Annotated in this window: 14 protein-coding genes; 9 read left to right on the forward strand and 5 right to left on the reverse strand. The window is 51.4% G+C overall.

Annotated elements, in window-relative coordinates; genetic code table 11:
- Positions 1-160 precede the first annotated feature (160 nt).
- From ACO1NT_RS01115 to ACO1NT_RS01125, 3 genes are read right to left on the reverse strand one after another with little or no spacing between them, the layout of a single operon-like run.
- Positions 161-1,210 (reverse strand): efflux RND transporter periplasmic adaptor subunit, encoded by a 1,050-nt coding sequence (locus ACO1NT_RS01115; RefSeq protein ID WP_449046498.1) that lies wholly within the window; start codon positions 1,208-1,210, stop codon positions 161-163.
- A gap of 5 nt (positions 1,211-1,215) precedes the next feature.
- Positions 1,216-2,580, reverse strand: coding sequence for a TolC family protein (locus ACO1NT_RS01120; protein WP_449046499.1), 1,365 nt, complete (start codon positions 2,578-2,580; stop codon positions 1,216-1,218).
- A 33-nt stretch (positions 2,581-2,613) separates the two neighbouring features.
- Positions 2,614-3,258: a TetR/AcrR family transcriptional regulator gene (locus ACO1NT_RS01125; protein ID WP_449046500.1), complete on the reverse strand. Its 645-nt coding sequence runs from the start codon at positions 3,256-3,258 to the stop codon at positions 2,614-2,616.
- A 220-nt stretch (positions 3,259-3,478) separates the two neighbouring features.
- Between ACO1NT_RS01125 and ACO1NT_RS01130 the strand changes: the two genes are divergently transcribed.
- From ACO1NT_RS01130 to ACO1NT_RS01150, 5 genes are all read left to right on the forward strand, one after another.
- Positions 3,479-3,961 carry an Lrp/AsnC family transcriptional regulator gene (locus ACO1NT_RS01130; protein ID WP_449046502.1) on the forward strand — a complete coding sequence of 161 codons (483 nt, stop codon included), beginning with the start codon at positions 3,479-3,481 and terminating at the stop codon, positions 3,959-3,961.
- 90 nt (positions 3,962-4,051) lie between these two features.
- Positions 4,052-5,128 (forward strand): EamA family transporter, encoded by a 1,077-nt coding sequence (locus tag ACO1NT_RS01135; protein WP_449046503.1) that lies wholly within the window; start codon positions 4,052-4,054, stop codon positions 5,126-5,128.
- Between the two features lie 60 nt (positions 5,129-5,188).
- Entirely contained in the window at positions 5,189-5,956 is a 768-nt protein-coding gene (locus ACO1NT_RS01140) for a 5'-nucleotidase C-terminal domain-containing protein (RefSeq protein ID WP_449046505.1), read from the forward strand.
- Entirely contained in the window at positions 5,931-6,878 is a 948-nt protein-coding gene (locus ACO1NT_RS01145; RefSeq protein ID WP_449046506.1) for a bifunctional metallophosphatase/5'-nucleotidase, read from the forward strand. The genes ACO1NT_RS01140 and ACO1NT_RS01145 overlap by 26 nt, the downstream gene beginning before the upstream one ends.
- A 67-nt stretch (positions 6,879-6,945) precedes the next feature.
- Positions 6,946-8,148 carry an MFS transporter gene (locus tag ACO1NT_RS01150; protein ID WP_449046507.1) on the forward strand — a complete coding sequence of 401 codons (1,203 nt, stop codon included), beginning with the start codon at positions 6,946-6,948 and terminating at the stop codon, positions 8,146-8,148.
- A 6-nt stretch (positions 8,149-8,154) separates the two neighbouring features.
- Here the strand turns inward: ACO1NT_RS01150 and ACO1NT_RS01155 are convergent, their stop codons facing one another.
- Positions 8,155-8,976, reverse strand: coding sequence for an SDR family oxidoreductase (locus ACO1NT_RS01155; protein WP_449046508.1), 822 nt, complete (start codon positions 8,974-8,976; stop codon positions 8,155-8,157).
- Positions 8,973-9,587: a recombination mediator RecR gene (gene recR / locus ACO1NT_RS01160; protein WP_449046509.1), complete on the reverse strand. Its 615-nt coding sequence runs from the start codon at positions 9,585-9,587 to the stop codon at positions 8,973-8,975. The genes ACO1NT_RS01155 and recR overlap by 4 nt, the downstream gene beginning before the upstream one ends.
- Positions 9,588-9,685: 98 nt before the next feature.
- Here recR and ACO1NT_RS01165 point away from each other — a divergent pair, with 98 nt between their 5' ends.
- From ACO1NT_RS01165 to ACO1NT_RS01180, 4 genes are all read left to right on the forward strand, one after another.
- The gene (locus tag ACO1NT_RS01165; RefSeq protein ID WP_449046510.1) at positions 9,686-10,396 is read left to right on the forward strand and encodes an LOG family protein; all 711 of its coding nucleotides are present in this window, start codon (positions 9,686-9,688) and stop codon (positions 10,394-10,396) included.
- A 44-nt stretch (positions 10,397-10,440) separates the two neighbouring features.
- Positions 10,441-10,584, forward strand: a complete 144-nt coding sequence (locus ACO1NT_RS01170) for a hypothetical protein (protein WP_449046511.1) — start codon at positions 10,441-10,443, stop codon at positions 10,582-10,584.
- Positions 10,585-10,728: 144 nt separating this feature from the next.
- Positions 10,729-13,320, forward strand: coding sequence for an ATP-dependent chaperone ClpB (gene clpB, locus ACO1NT_RS01175; RefSeq protein ID WP_449046513.1), 2,592 nt, complete (start codon positions 10,729-10,731; stop codon positions 13,318-13,320).
- A gap of 87 nt (positions 13,321-13,407) precedes the next feature.
- Complete coding sequence (locus ACO1NT_RS01180) at positions 13,408-15,930, forward strand: ATP-binding protein (protein WP_449046514.1); 2,523 nt, start codon at positions 13,408-13,410, stop codon at positions 15,928-15,930.
- The last annotated feature ends 3 nt before the right edge of the window (positions 15,931-15,933 follow it).

Below are 15,933 nucleotides of genomic sequence, written 5' to 3' on the forward strand. Positions count from 1 at the left end.
GGTAAATCACCACTACTGGGAAATTGGGCGGCTGCATCTCAGGATCTTCCGCACGGGGCATCGTAAAGATGCTGCTAACGCCGATGGCGACGACCATCAGGATAACGATAAACGTAAACTGGTAGTTTTTTATCGGATATTTGATCAGACCCATGGTTGTTTATTTGATAGTGATGAGGGAACCGTCGCGGAGGTACGGACTGCCGGATACGATAAGCGAACCGCCACCTTCGAGCCCGGCCGTTACCACAGCATGGTCCTCCTGGATACCGGATACTTCCACTTCCACGCGCCGGGCTGTTTTGCCGTCGGCCGTCACAAAAACATAGGCCTTCCTACCGTCGCCATCCATCATCGCGTCGAAGGGGATGAGCCAAACACCGGAGGTTTGCGCAAGGTGGATGGTGGCCCTGCCAAAGAGGCCCGAAGCAAGCGCCGACGACGGTGCACCCATTAGCTTCAAATACACATTGAACACACCGGATTGGGGGTCAATCCCCTCCGACTTGCGGACGACTTCGGCGTGAAGCTCCTTTTCAGGAAGGGCGTCGGTGGTGACCATGGCAGTATTGCCCAGCTGGATGGCCGACCATTGCCGGTCGCTCACGCCGACCTTAAGTAGCCATCCCCCTTTTGCGTGGCTGGCCACGACCAGCACCGGCGTACCGGGACCGACCACCTGCCCTACATTGGCCGGTCGCTGCAACACATAGCCATCAAAAGGTGCCGTGATGGCCGTGTGGCCCACTAGATAAGACGCCCGCTGCACATCTTGCTTGGCAGCATCAAAAGCCGTTTTCGCATTCTCCAGCTGTTCTAGCGTCGCCACGCTGTCGGCATACAGTTGCCTCGCACGGCGATAATCACGTTCCGCCTTTTCCTGTCCAAGCTGGGCCTGTTCCAATGCCGTGTTAATTTCTGTCGCCTCCACTGCCGTTAGTAGCTGCCCTTTCCGGAACGATTCGCCTTCCTTGACCCGTAACTGTTGGATAATGCCACCGCTTCGGAATCCCAATGCGGTCTCGTCATCGGTAGTGAATGTGCCAGTAGCTGTCACAGTACCAGCAGTATCGGTTGCTGCCAGTGGCTGCACACGGACGGGAATAACGGTGTCGTCGGTAGGTAGTCCGGAATCGTGGTTGCCTGAACTACAGGCTCCGAGGGCCATGATTAGGGCGATGCTGAGGGAATAATAGCTGTATGTCTTCATAACCATTAATTGTTCGTTGCGGTGAGTGGATAGCTGGCTTGCTCGCGTTCGACCATCGCCGCGGCCGAAAGCACCCGATAGGTACTGACGGATAGTGCCAAGCGAGCGGATGTGTATTGGTTACGGGCATCAACGGTTTCGATATAGCTGTTGGTGCCCGCTTGGTAACCTTTCCCGATAAGTCGCTGGTAGGCTTGTGCAGCGGCCAATTGACGCCTTGCTGCCTCGTAATGCTGCCAGGCGGACCGTAACCCATTAAGCGCGACGGAGTGGGAAAGCTGCAACTGCCGGTTGGCTTCCGCCAGCTGCAATCGGGCACTCCGCAAATCGAGCTGCGACTGCTGGGCCTTGTACCTGTTCCGGTTGCCGTTAAATAGGGGGAACGTCAATTGCAGACCCGCCATATAGTAGCGGGTCTGGTCATTGAAGCGGAATCCTTCGGACTGGGAGCCGAGATCGAGGAAAGCATTCAACGTCGGCACCGCATATTGCTTATCCATTTTCAATGCCGTTTCGCGAATCCTTACTGTCGTGGCCAACGCTTGCAACTCCTCGCGTTTGGCAGCGGGCTGTGTGTCGCCATGCAATAGGCTGGCGATTTCTAAAAGGGCATCATCGGGATCGAAAGCCGTGTCGATCCCGGCCACTGCATCACGGTTTAACAGGCTATTGAAATAATATTTTGTGTTCTCCACCTGCTGTTCGGCACCGGTAAGTAGGGCCTCAGCAGCAGCGACTTCGCTTTCCGAACGCAACACATAGGCAGGCAGCCCTTTGCCATGTTCGACCAACCGTTCGTTTGTCCGCCGGCCTTCCTCGGCCAAAACCAAGGCCGACCGATAGACAGCGACCGACTGCACCGCACTGAGATAGCCGAAATACGCCACTTTGATTTCCTTGACCAGTTCGCGCTTATATGTTTCAACATCCAATTCGCTTAATCGCACTTGAAATTCGTGGATACGCCTATTATGACCGATGTCGGTATTGATCAGCGGAAGCGTGGTCCGGATGTGGGCATCGTAATAATTGCGGGGCAGGAAATTGATGGTTTCGTTCTCGATGGTGGGAAATTGGCTGGATTGCGTCAACTGGTTCAACGTGGCATACACCGGATTGAGCAGGTCGCCTATCGGTAGCGGAATGTTACGACCACCATCCGCCGTGTGATAACCTGCTTCCAAATTCACCGAAGGCAGGTACAGGCTTTTTGCCGACTTCAACGCCGTTACAGCTTTCTCAAGCGATACATGCCGCTGCTGTAGCGCGAGGTTATTCCGCAAGGCGGTATCGATATATGCGGTTAACGGTTCTTGCGAAAAGGCCTCGAATGAACTCACCAACAAAAACAGGATGGATACCGTTCTCATTATTAACAGTGTTAACTTCATGCGTAAAAAAATTTATTTAAACCGTTCCAATATGTGCAGATACGCTTGGAAAACACTTTCCAGTAATGTATCCTGTTTAATGAGTGTTATCCCGCTGCATTTCTCGGCGATGTGCTTAAAATGGCTGGTAATGTGCAATGAACACAGGCCGTGCACTACACTCCAAGAAAGCATCGCCATTTCTTCGGTATTCATACCGTCAAAGTAACCTTTGGTCTTACATGCTTCCACCGTCTGTATCAATCCGTCGAATACGCGCTCGCCTTCCGGCCATTCCTCTTCAGGGTGATGGGCCTGTAGGTATTGCATAGGCTCCTTCATAATAAACATCAATTCGTAGAAATCGGGGCAATCGATTGCGAATTGGATATAGTTTCTACCCATCGCTTTCAGTCGCTCGAAGGGATCATCCACATAGGCCAGCGCCGAAAAGCGCTCCCGCAGCAAACCAAAACCCTCTTGGTGCAACGCATAGGCAATGTCAGTCTTGTCTTTGTAGTATAAATAAATCGTCGTCGGGCTGAATTCTATCTCCGCAGCGATCTTCCGGATGGAAGTTGCCTCATACCCTTCGGTCACAAATAGTTTCTTCGCCGCTTCCAGAATCCTTGCCTTAAGATCTTCCCGGTGCCGTTCCTTTCGTTCTTTAATTCCCATGCCATTAACTTAACGGTGCAAAACTACTTAACACCGTTAATAATCACAAATTATTTTTCTTTTTTTTTGGGACAAAACACCATAGGGCGCCCGCCAAACACCGCCTATAAACGATTATTAGCAATGAATAGACGGAACCTATTGGCTCATAAAGAATATTGTTCTGTTATATCATTACTAATTTGAACATCATTCGAATATTTAGTACCTTTGCAGAACGATGAACAACACGGAATATAATTTAGACCAGACCGACTATGCCATCCTGCGATTGATGCAGGAAAACGCCCGTATCAGCAACGCGGAAATCGCCCGGGAGATTGGCATGGCACCGTCTGCGATCTTGGAACGCATAAAAAAACTGGAGCAGAAGGAAGTGATTTTACAATACCGGACGAAAATCAATCCGGTAGCATTGGACCAGACCCTGCTCTCGTTCATTTTCATCCGTGCGGCAGACGGCATCGGGTGTGCAACCACCGGCCAAGCATTGGCTGCCATCCCCGAAGTGCAGGAAGTACACGATATCGCTGGTGACGACGGCTATCTGGTAAAGGTACGTACCGCCGATTCTGCGGGCTTGGTTGCACTCATGCGCGATTCGTTCGCCAAAATACCGAGCATCATCTCCACCCGCACCACCATTGTATTGGAAACCGTGAAGGAAGAACAGCAATTGGTGATTCCGGAGACGGCAGAGTAGGGATAAAGGAGCAAGGAGCAAGGAGCAAAGAGCAAGGAGCAAGGAGCAAAGAGCAAAGAGCAAAGAGCAAAGAGCAAAGAGCAAAAAATAATGACAACAGTTTTTACAAAAGATTCACATTCCCGCGCAACGGTTTTCGTGGCATTTGCCATGATTTACATCGTATGGGGATCGACTTTCTTTTTCATCCACAAGGCGCTGGCTGGTTTCGAACCATTCCTACTAGGTGCCGTTCGGTTTAGCACGGCAGGACTACTTTTATTGGGATGGTGTGCCTTGAAGGGATACCGGATATTCGACGGGTCGACCATTTTCCATGGGGGCCTGATGGGGTTGTTATTACTTTTTGTCGACAATGGCATCATTATTTGGGTAGAGCAGTTTATGCCAAGCGGATTGGTGGCTATCATGTCCGCTTCGGCCGCCATCTGGTTCATCATACTCGACAAACCCAACTGGAAAGCCAATTTCCATAATCTTCCCGTGGTAGTCGGTCTCTTCATGGGTTTCTTTGGTGTGGTGATGTTATTTGGCGACCGTATTGCACAAGCCTTCGACGCCTCCGAACGGCAGGCCAACATCATGGGCATGACCTTATTATTGCTCGGTGCGCTGGCATGGACCGTCGGCTCGCTGTATTCCAAGTATTTCGGAAACCCCAAATCGGGTGAAAAGCGCAATAGCATGGTGAGCACCGCATGGCAGATGCTGATTGCCGGCATCGCGTTTACGATTACGGCTGCCGCTCGCGGTGAAGTAGCCAACTTCCAACCGGCAAGTGTGCCCCCATCCGCCTGGTGGGCGATAACCTACCTGATCTTCATGGGGTCTATCGTTGCCTACAGTTCTTATATCTGGCTCCTCCAGGTACGCCCGGCTACCGAAGTGAGCACCCATACGTATGTAAACCCCATCGTTGCGGTATTGCTCGGCGCATGGTTTGCACACGAGGCGGTTACCACTTCGCAAGTCATTGCCCTGACGGTTATTCTGGCCAGTGTTTTATTGATCAACTGGGAAGCATATAACCTCGCTTCCTTATTCACCAAGCGCAGCAAGCGGTTTACCCATCTCCGCGAAAAGGCAAATATACGGGCAACCATCCGCGCTTCCATTCCCGCTCGTTCTGATGGAAAGGCAAGGGATACGGCAAAAGATGAATTTTAGCATCAGAATACCTACCTTTACCACACCCATGGATACAGCACCCATGGACACCGTCACAACATGAAGTGTATTACCCTCCGAAATTACCTCCTGCTGATGGCCATGGCCATTGGGTTGGGAGGCGCATCTTGCAGCAGGTATTTTGTACCTCGCGGGCAAGCTACTTATACGCTGTTGCAGGTAGACAGCACGATTGCCAATGATCCCGACTACGTGACGCTCTACTCACCTTACAAAAAACAGCTGGAAGCGGAGATGAACCGCATCGTCGGCCGCGCAGCCATCAGCCTGACCAAACCCCGCGACGAACCCGAGACCCTATTAGGGAATTTCTTTGCAGATGCGTTGTTGGCGGAGGCTCGGAAACAGGTGCCCGACGCAGCGTTCGCTTTCGGTACGAAAGGTGGGCTCCGCATGGAGTTGCATCAAGGTCCTATTACCATCGGCAACCTTTTCGAACTCATGCCTTTCGAAAATGAAATCGTCGTAATCCAACTTACCGGCGAAAAGGTACAGCAGCTGGCCCATTTCATCGCTACATCGGGCGGGCAGCCCGTATCGGGCATCCGACTGGAAATCGATGGCGACAAAGCCGCTAACATCCGGATCGGCGGTAAGCCAATCGATAAAAACCGCACCTACAAATTGGCCACTTATGATTACCTGGCCAATGGCGGCGACCATGTACTCGGTCTCGCCGACCCGGTAAGCCGCACCAACTTAGGGGTAAAGGTCCGGGAGGCACTCATCAGTTATGTTAGCAATGAAGCCGACGCCGGCAATGATATCAACGTACAACTCGATGGAAGAATCAAACGCAATCAATAGACGCCGTTTCCTGAAACAGGCAGGCACGTTTGCCGCATTTTCTGCCGTAACGATGCCGACATGGGCACATGCCAGCGAAGAACGCGTATCCTTGACCATACTGCATACCAACGATGTGCATAGCCGCATCGAACCTTTCCCGATGGATGGTTCGCGTTTTCAGGGCCTGGGTGGCGTGGCGCGCCGTGCAACGCTGGTAGAACGAATCCGAAGGGAACAACGCAATGTGCTGTTGCTTGATGCCGGCGATATGGTACAGGGCACCCCCTATTTCAACCTCTTCGGCGGCAAGGTCGAGTTGGAATTGATGAGCAAAATGGGATACGACGCGGGTACATTTGGCAATCATGAGTTTGACAACGGCTTGGAAGGACTTGCCGACATGATACCCTACGCCACCTTTCCTTTCCTCACGGCCAATTACGATTTCAGTGATACCATCCTTCACGGGAAAACCCGCAACTACCTCACCTTCAAGAAGCAGGGCCTTCGGATAGGGGTATTCGGGCTCGGCATCGAATTGGCGGGATTAGTGGATCCGACACTATGCCGGGGCGTACGTTTCCTCGATCCCATCTCAAAGGCCAATGAAATAGCATCCCGACTGAAAAACGACTATCGATGCGACTTGGTGATCTGCCTTTCGCATCTGGGCTATCGCTATGGCGACGACAAGGTTTCCGACCGAGTTCTGGCCGCCCAAACACGCGATATCGATCTTATCATCGGCGGGCATACCCATACTTTCATGCCCGAACCCGAATCCATACGTAACCTCGACGGGAAAATAACCAGCATTAACCAGGTCGGCTTCGCAGGCATCAATTTGGGTCGTTTGGATTATCAATTCGATCGCAAATCGGGTAAAACGATGCTTGTTACCGCCATGGCATATGATGTTTCGGAGCTGGGGATGGCATAGCCGCACCCTTGCCGTGCAGCATCATAGCGGATTCATCCCCGTTGCCACGTTACGTCCATGATTCAACATGAAAACATTCTTGCGCCTATATATCGACTCGTACCAAGGCCTTTCCCGCCCCGCGTGGTTGTTGGCGCTCGTCATGCTTGTCAACCGTACGGGAGCGATGGTACTTCCTTTCCTGGGGCTCTACATGACGCAAGCGCTGGGCTTCTCGATACGCGAAGTGGGTGTCGTATTGGCATGCTTCGGGCTGGGTGCCATCACCGGATCGTGGCTTGGCGGCTGGCTCACCGATCGCTTTGGCAATTTCTGGGTGCAAGCGTTAAGCTTGTTGGCAGCCATCCCGTTATTTCTCCTATTGCCCTTGTTTACCTCTATCCACACACTAGCTGTCGCCATTTACGTCCTCAGCGTGGTTACCGAATCGTTCCGCCCAGCCAACTCGGTCTCCGTGGCCAGATACGCCCGGCCGGAAAACATCACGCGGGCTTTCTCACTCAACCGGATGGCGATCAACCTCGGTTTTTCTGTCGGCCCGGCTTTGGGCGGATTCCTCGCCTCCATTTCCTACCACTGGATTTTTTACGGTAATGCGATCGGTACGTTCGTCGCGGCGATGATCTTCATGCTGTTTTTCTATAGAAGGAAGGGGATGGTGCGCACTAAATCGGCCGACCGCACGACGGAAGTGACCTCGACAAGCCGGTCTCCTTACCGCGATTGGCCCTTCGTATTGTTCAGTTTCTTATGCTGCGGTTACGCTATCTGCTTTTTTCAACTGCTGAACACTTTGCCGCTGTTTTACCAAAAAGTTCATGCGCTCGATGAGCAACAGGTAGGCTTGATACTGGGATTCAGCGGGCTGGTTGTCGTTATTTTTGAAATGCTATTGGTCCATATGGCCGAACGGCGGCTAACGTATGCAGTCAGCATTGCCTTGGGCACGTTCTTGTCCGCGTTATCTTTCGCCATGCTTCCGATACCCACCGGTTATTGGATACTCTACGCGTCTATTTTCCTATTGAGCATTTCCGAAATATTGGCGATGCCTTTCATGGCGTCTGTTGCCGTACAACGCGCCTCTCGGCAAAACCAAGGCGCTTACATGGGCCTCAACGCACTTGCATTTTCGACCGCACATGTGTTCTCCCCGTTTCTCGGCACCCGGATTGCCGATCAGTTCGGCTTCAATACCTTGTGGGTGGGCACCACCATTGCCCTTATCGGTATTTCAATCGGCTTTCACCTGGTAGTTAAAAAAATGTAAGATCCGCTACTTCACCAATGGATTCTTTTCTCTGGCGAACAATTGGTACACTTTTTTATCCACCCATGCGGGCAGCAATTTATTCATCAATACGGCAAGCTTACCTTGGCGTGTCATCACCAAGGTTCGTCTACGCTGGATCACTCCTCGTACAATACGGCCAGCCACTTCTTCCGCCGTCATCATTCTGCCTTCGTCCATACTGGTTTCACCATGCGCCTCGCCCATGGCGTCCAATGCAGTGGCACGGATACTGGAGGCGGTAAAACCCGGACAGGCAACCATCACATGCAAGCCAGTCTTCAGGTTTTCGACCCGCAACGACTCCATGAACCCATGGATGGCAAATTTGGAGGCCGAGTACCCCGTCCGGCCCGGTAATCCCCGATAACCAGCGATGGACGACACGGCAACGACCGACCCCCTGCTGCGCAGCAGCTCGGGCATCGCATATTTGGTGCAGTAAACCGTACCCCAGAAATTGACATCCATCAGACGATGCAATATCGCCAGATCCAGATCGGCAAAAAGGGCCCGCATGCTGACTCCCGCATTGTTGACCAATACATCGATACCTCCGAACACGGTTACCGCCTGCTGTACCAGCGCCTCGCAATCCGCTTCGTTGGCCACATCGCACCGCACTGCCACCGCACGGGCGCCGTGAGTTTGTTCTAACGATTGGGCCAGCGCACATAGATCCACATAACGCCTTGCAGCCAATACCAAATTGGCGCCCTGGCGGGCAAATGCACCAGCGCATGCCAAACCAATGCCCGACGATGCGCCTGTGATAACCACCGTTTTATTACGCAACGCACCGCTCATGCGATACTCCGTTCATAAGGTACCCGGGTGGCGATGGAGCGTCCCAACGTCACTTCATCCACATATTCCAATTCACCACCGAAAGCAATCCCCCTCGCAATGGTGCTGATCTGTACGCCAAAATCCTTCAGCTTTTTATATAGGTAAAAAATGGTCGTATCCCCTTCCATGGTAGCACTCAATGCCACGATGACCTCATGTATGCCCCCGGCTTCCACACGTTTCACCAAACTATCGATCTGCAGATCCGACGGACCAACGCCATCCATGGGCGAAATGAGCCCGCCGAGCACATGGTACCCCCCTTGGTATTGATCCGTGTTTTCGATGGCCATCACATCGCGCGTATCTTCCACCACGCAAATCAGTCCGCCATCCCTTTTAGGCGATGCGCAGATTCCGCAAATCGCCGTATCCGACACATTGTGGCACGTCGCGCAGTACCGGATTTCCCGTTTCAACCGATCGAGCGCTTCGGTAAACCGCGACACTTCGGTTTCGGGTTGTTTCAGCAGATGGAGCACCAATCGCAAAGCTGTTTTCTGGCCAACCCCAGGCAGGCGGCCAAACTCCGCCACGGCTTGTTCCAATAGTTTGGAAGAAAAATTCATGACACAAAGATACTTTTTTCGTTGGGAAGTCAGTAAAATTGGGGTACAAGCGTCTTTGGGTGAAAAACACTACATTAGCGAAAATCAAAACATTCATTATGGCTAGAACACGGGAAGATAAAATCATGCGCGCCTTTGAGAACAAGACGTGGCAGGAAATCAAAGTAAAGGATTCGTGGCAGATTTTCAAAATCATGGCCGAGTTTGTAGACGGGTTCGAGAAACTCGCCAAGATAGGCCCCTGCGTATCCATGTTCGGCTCGGCACGGACTGCTCAGGGCCACAACTATTACAAACTCGCGGAAGACATCGCCCGGTTACTCACCGAACGGGGTTATGGTGTCGTGTCGGGCGGTGGACCGGGCATCATGGAAGCGGCCAATAAGGGCGCTTACGAGGCTGGCGGGAAATCCGTGGGCATCAATATCGAACTTCCGTTCGAGCAATTCCACAATCCGTACATCGATCGCGATAAATTACTCCAGTTCAACTATTTTTTCGTGCGCAAGGTTATGTTCATGAAATATTCACAGGGGTTTATCGTGCTCCCCGGCGGGTTTGGCACCATGGATGAACTCTTTGAAGCCATCACACTTATCCAAACCGGAAAAATCGCCCGCTTTCCGATTGTCTTAGTAGGTAAAGACTATTGGGGTGGTTTGATAGATTGGGTAAAACAAACCATGCTCGATGCAGGTAATATAAGTCCGGAAGACCTTAATCTCTACCGGATGGTCGATACGGCCGAGGAAGCTGCAGAGCACATCTTCCGTTTTTACGACAAGTATTTGCTGAAGCCTAACTTTTAGTATTTTTTCACGCAAAGAACGCAAAGCTAAACAACACCTATACCATGGAAGACGAACTATCTTATCAAATTATCGGCAAAGCGATCGAATTGCATCGATCGATAGGCCCCGGGCTTTTGGAATCCGCTCGTCGCATGAGCGAACCTTTGCGTCCTTTGCGTGAAATACGTGAAAAAACCTTTGCCTGAAACAACTGCAATTATTACAGTACAACCCCTTAACATCCAGACAATTAGTCATAATCACGATTTTAAGTACGACAAAATTTCCGATTAGCCAATCAAATCGCCCATGGTATCTGTTTTGCGTATAGGTCTGAAACAACAACGACGATGAATTTCAACAACTATACAATTAAAGCGCAGGAGGCCGTCCAAAAAGCTTCCGAGATTGCTGTGGGCAATCAACAGCAATCCATCGAAACAGCTCACCTATTGAAAGCACTCCTTCTCGTGGATGAAAACGTGGTGAGCCACTTACTCAAAAAGCTGAACGTGAACATAAAGCACGTGGAAGACGAACTCGACAAGCAGATTGCCACGTTCCCGAAGGTGAGCGGCAGTAACATTTACCTCTCATCCACCGCCAACACTGCTTTGCAGAAGGCCCAATCGTACCTCAAGGAATTTAAAGATGAGTTTGTTTCTATCGAGCACATCCTCCTGGGAATCCTCCATGCAGGCGACAAAACCGCATCGTTGCTGAAGGACCAAGGCATTACGGAAAAAGATTTGAAAAAAGCTATCAGTGACCTCCGTGGCAATGCACGGGTAACCGATCAGAACGCCGAGGCCACCTACAATGCCCTCAACAAATATGCACGCAACCTTAATGAATTCGCCGAGTCCGGCAAACTCGATCCGGTCATCGGCCGCGACGAAGAAATTCGCAGGGTAATCCAAATCCTCTCACGCCGCACGAAGAACAATCCGATATTGGTTGGCGAACCCGGCGTGGGTAAAACAGCGATTGCCGAAGGCATTGCACACCGCATCATCAAAGGCGATGTCCCTGAGAACCTGAAGCAAAAAACCGTTTTTTCGCTCGACATGGGTGCGTTGATTGCTGGGGCAAAATATAAAGGCGAATTCGAAGAACGGCTGAAAGCGGTAGTAAAAGAAGTGACGCAGAGCGACGGGGAAATCATCCTGTTTATCGACGAGATACATACCCTTATTGGTGCGGGCGGTGGCGAAGGCGCCATGGATGCTGCGAACATCCTTAAGCCTGCGCTCGCACGCGGTGAATTGCGTGCCATCGGTGCCACCACACTCAATGAATACCAGAAATACTTCGAGAAAGACAAAGCACTGGAGCGCCGGTTCCAGAAGGTGATGGTCGAAGAACCGGATACGCAGGATGCGATATCCATTCTGCGGGGATTGAAAGAACGCTATGAAACGCACCATAAAGTGCGCATCCTCGATGAGGCTATCATCGCAGCTGTGGAACTGTCGCAGCGATATATCGCTGACCGATTCTTGCCCGACAAGGCTATCGACCTCATGGATGAGGCCGCGTCGAAACTACGACTGGAAATGGATTCCGTGCCCGAGGCAGTTGATGAGATCGAACGCCGCATCATGCAGTTGGAAATTGAGCGCGAGGCCATCAAACGGGAGAAAGACACCAAGAAGGTAGACGAATTGAGCAAGGAAATCGCCAATCTGAGCGCGGACCGCGACTCACTGCGCGCGGCTTGGCAGAGTGAGAAAACGTTGGTTGACAGTATAAACCAAGAGCTTGAACAAATAGAGAACTATAAGATCGAAGCTGACCAAGCCGAACGTGCGGGCGATTATGGGCGGGTGGCTGAGATACGCTATGGCCGTATAAAAGAGTCGCAAGACAAGGTAGAGCAGCTCAAAAAAGAGCTTAGCGAAAAGCAAGACGACAACCGAATGCTTAAGGAGGAAGTAACTGCAGAAGACATCGCGGGAGTGGTGTCGCGCTGGACGGGCGTGCCGGTTGCCAAGATGGTGCAGAGCGAGCGCGACAAATTGCTACACCTTGAAGAAGAACTCCACAAGCGTGTAGCTGGACAGGACGAAGCCATCGAAGCTATTTCGGATGCCATCAGGCGGTCGCGGGCCGGCCTTAGCGACGAGCGTCGCCCCATCGGTTCGTTCATCTTCCTAGGCACTACCGGCGTGGGTAAAACCGAGCTGGCCAAAGCACTGGCAGCATTCCTCTTCAACGATGAGCATTCCATGGTCCGTATCGACATGAGCGAATACCAAGAGCGTCATGCCGTATCCCGTCTCATCGGTGCGCCCCCGGGTTATGTAGGGTATGATGAAGGGGGCCAACTTACCGAAGCGGTACGGCGTAGGCCCTACGCGGTCATCCTGCTCGATGAAATCGAGAAGGCGCATCCCGATGTATTCAACATCCTCCTGCAGGTGCTAGACGATGGGCACCTTACAGACAATAAAGGGCGCATGGTGAATTTCAAGAATACCATCATTATCATGACATCCAACATCGGTTCGCATCTCATCCAAGAGAATTTCACCAATCTAACGGATGAAAACCACGCGGAAGTGATGGCGAAAACGCAAAATGAGGTATTTGAATTGTTGCAGAAATCGATGCGGCCGGAATTTCTCAACCGCGTCGATGAAATCATCATGTTCACCCCGTTGAACCGGGATGAGATCGGTAAAATCGTACACCTGCAATTCGCCCACCTGCAACAGCAACTAGCCGAAATGGGCATACTGCTTACGGCTAGTGACGAGGCCCTCGATTGGCTGGCACAACTGGGGTATGATCCCCAATATGGTGCGCGGCCGCTGAAACGGGTTATACAAAAGCATATCCTCAACGAGTTGTCGAAAGAGATTTTGGCAGGGAAAATAGACAAAAACGCCCAGGTGAAGCTGGATATGTTCGATAATAAATTCGTGTTTTTGAACGAATAAACGCGACGTTGATGGCCGGCAGTTGCCGGCCATTATTATTCTTTTGCACAATTTTTGGTAACTTTACTGGAAAGTAAGGGAGAATCCATGCCTACCCGAGACATAAAATCGACGCGGAGCGTACGGCGCAAAGTTATCTTTGTTTTCCTATCATGTGCAGTATCGCTGGTATTGGCCTGGGTAATCAGCCGAGTGGCTTTTACCGAAATCATGGATACGGTAGAAAGTATTACGACCCCCGAACCTAAACTGGAAATTGTAAGTGGTATCTCGCGTGACATTATGCGCCTCGATCAACTGCAGCGTGCCCAGGCGTTCGGCGGCAATACCGCTTATAACAGTTTTTCAAAAGAGTCGGCAGCGATTATCGGCTCACTTGACTCGCTGAAGCACCTTTATGAAGGTAGCGATGTACAACAATCGCGCATCGACTCCATAAAAACATTGCTCCGCCAGCGCGATAAGCTCTTCAACGCTTATGTCAAAGTGCGTGAGAAAGTGGTGGATAGTGAAGAGTTTTCCGAACAACTGCAATCACTCAGTGATATTATCTATGAACCCAACACGGAAAGCAAGGTCGTTACCACCGAGCGTAAACGTCGCACCACAACCATAGCTGGCGACACCAGTGCGGTGGCTGTTCCGACGGCAGAAGACGACCGTGGCTTCCTTGCACGCCTTTTCGGCAGGAAACCCGTGGAACAGCCGCAGCAGGTCGTGGAGGAACGCCGTATGGTGGAAGAAGAGATGGAAACCATCATCGACACCATACGAGCTACCCAGCCCGACAGCATTCTAGCCCGTATCGACAGTGCCGTACAGCGTTTCCAAAGGCTCCAACAGCAGCAGCGCGACCAATTCGTTGACCGTGAAATGGAATTAACGGTAGCCAGTAATGCCCTGATCAGCAACATGCTTAGCATCCTGCATTCGGTAGAGAACGAGGCCATGCAACAAATGGAAATAGATAACATGCAGGCCAAGGCAGTGGTCAGTGAAAGTGTATGGCGCATAGGAGGCATCATTCTGGCGTTTTTCTGCATCACCGCGATCATGGTTTATTTAATCTTGGCTGATATCCGCCGAAGCAATGCCGACCGCATGGCACTGGAAGCCGCAAAAGAAGAAGCCGAATACCATGCGGCAGCCAAACAGCGCTTCCTGGCCAATATGAGCCATGAACTGCGTACACCGTTGCAGTCCATCATCGGTTATTCGGAACAGCTTAAGCAGGGCCAGCCAGAAGGTGATACGAAAGTTGACGCCATCTACCAATCATCCGAACACCTGCTCCAGATTGTCAACGAAATCCTAGACTACAGCAGGATCACGTCGGGGAAAATCAGGTTAAATGAAAAGCCGTTTGCCGTAAATGGGCTCATCAGCAGTGTGGTATCGGTCATGAAAACCCAAGCGCAGGCCAAAGGGCTCGAGCTTAAACTCAATACGCGCGTGCTCGGTTCAGGGCATGTCGTCGGTGATGCCTTCCGTATCAAACAAATCCTTTTCAATCTATTAAGCAATGCCATAAAATTCACCGACGAAGGAAAGGTTACTCTCCATGTGAGCACCGTGGTTTACACGGAAAAAACCGAATTGAGTATCGTTGTGAAAGACACGGGCAAAGGCATACCAAAGGCAGACCTTGAGCGTATTTTCAACGATTTCGAACAATCCGAAAGTGCCAATTCGGGCACCCATTTCGGCAGCGGGTTAGGGCTTAGTATCGTTAAAACCATCTGCGAAAGCATGGGCGGCCAGATACGTGTTGACAGCAAAAAGGGGGTCGGCTCGGTATTCCGGGCAAATTTACCACTTAAAACATTCGAAAAGCCGCTCCCCCACACCAGCGACCAACCATTGGAAAGTACAACGGCGACTGTAGAAGGCAACGTTTGGATTGTGGACGACGACCGACTTATTTTGGCGCTATGCCAGAACATACTCGAAAAATACAGGGTTGCCTATCGCTGTTTCCATTCGCCCAAGGCCGTGTTAGATGAACCATGGGATCCTTCAGTGAAAACAATCCTGATGGACATCCGTATGCCGGAAATGGATGGCACACAACTGAGCCGTGCACTGCGCGAGAAGATCGATTCGAAGGACGTAAACATCTATGCCTGTACAGCGCAGGTCCTGCCCGAAGAGCAGGAACAAATCCTCGCAGAAGGTTTCGACGGCTTGCTACTCAAGCCGTTCAAAGAGGCCGACTTACTCCGCTTGCTCGGTATTTCACCGCGCGCTCATGCGCAAAAGGATAACCGTACCCAATTATCGGCAATCCGACACCTGGCATTAGATGACGAAATGCAAGTCCATAACATCATCAACCATTATCTCAAGGATACAGCATCAGATATAACCGCACTGAAACTGCATTATGAAAATGGCGATTTAGCGGATGTGGAATTGCTATTGCATCGCATCGCGGGGCGAACGGCACAAATCGGTGGTGATGAAATTGCTTTCCGCCTCCGGAAACTGGAGATCGACGCACGGAGCGGTGAGCTACCCGATCAAGCCGAACTGGAAAAAGGGATTGATGCCGTGGAAATTTTCGCGCAGCAATTGCAACTACATGCCCCCACGCCTGCCATCGTAACGTAAGCA

This window comes from Parapedobacter sp., assembly GCF_053550995.1.

What these genes read in the sequence shown, in the direction of transcription:
- ACO1NT_RS01145 (WP_449046506.1), top strand. Translation starts at nt 5,931, where the DNA reads ATGGAAGAATCAAACGCAATCAATAGACGCCGTTTCCTGAAACAGGCA.
- ACO1NT_RS01135 (WP_449046503.1), top strand. Translation starts at nt 4,052, where the DNA reads ATGACAACAGTTTTTACAAAAGATTCACATTCCCGCGCAACGGTTTTC.
- ACO1NT_RS01125 (WP_449046500.1), bottom strand. Translation starts at nt 3,258, where the DNA reads ATGGGAATTAAAGAACGAAAGGAACGGCACCGGGAAGATCTTAAGGCA.
- ACO1NT_RS01140 (WP_449046505.1), top strand. Translation starts at nt 5,189, where the DNA reads ATGAAGTGTATTACCCTCCGAAATTACCTCCTGCTGATGGCCATGGCC.
- ACO1NT_RS01165 (WP_449046510.1), top strand. Translation starts at nt 9,686, where the DNA reads ATGGCTAGAACACGGGAAGATAAAATCATGCGCGCCTTTGAGAACAAG.
- recR (WP_449046509.1), bottom strand. Translation starts at nt 9,587, where the DNA reads ATGAATTTTTCTTCCAAACTATTGGAACAAGCCGTGGCGGAGTTTGGC.
- ACO1NT_RS01150 (WP_449046507.1), top strand. Translation starts at nt 6,946, where the DNA reads ATGAAAACATTCTTGCGCCTATATATCGACTCGTACCAAGGCCTTTCC.
- ACO1NT_RS01170 (WP_449046511.1), top strand. Translation starts at nt 10,441, where the DNA reads ATGGAAGACGAACTATCTTATCAAATTATCGGCAAAGCGATCGAATTG.
- ACO1NT_RS01130 (WP_449046502.1), top strand. Translation starts at nt 3,479, where the DNA reads ATGAACAACACGGAATATAATTTAGACCAGACCGACTATGCCATCCTG.
- ACO1NT_RS01180 (WP_449046514.1), top strand. Translation starts at nt 13,408, where the DNA reads ATGCCTACCCGAGACATAAAATCGACGCGGAGCGTACGGCGCAAAGTT.
- ACO1NT_RS01155 (WP_449046508.1), bottom strand. Translation starts at nt 8,976, where the DNA reads ATGAGCGGTGCGTTGCGTAATAAAACGGTGGTTATCACAGGCGCATCG.
- clpB (WP_449046513.1), top strand. Translation starts at nt 10,729, where the DNA reads ATGAATTTCAACAACTATACAATTAAAGCGCAGGAGGCCGTCCAAAAA.
- ACO1NT_RS01120 (WP_449046499.1), bottom strand. Translation starts at nt 2,580, where the DNA reads ATGAGAACGGTATCCATCCTGTTTTTGTTGGTGAGTTCATTCGAGGCC.
- ACO1NT_RS01115 (WP_449046498.1), bottom strand. Translation starts at nt 1,210, where the DNA reads ATGAAGACATACAGCTATTATTCCCTCAGCATCGCCCTAATCATGGCC.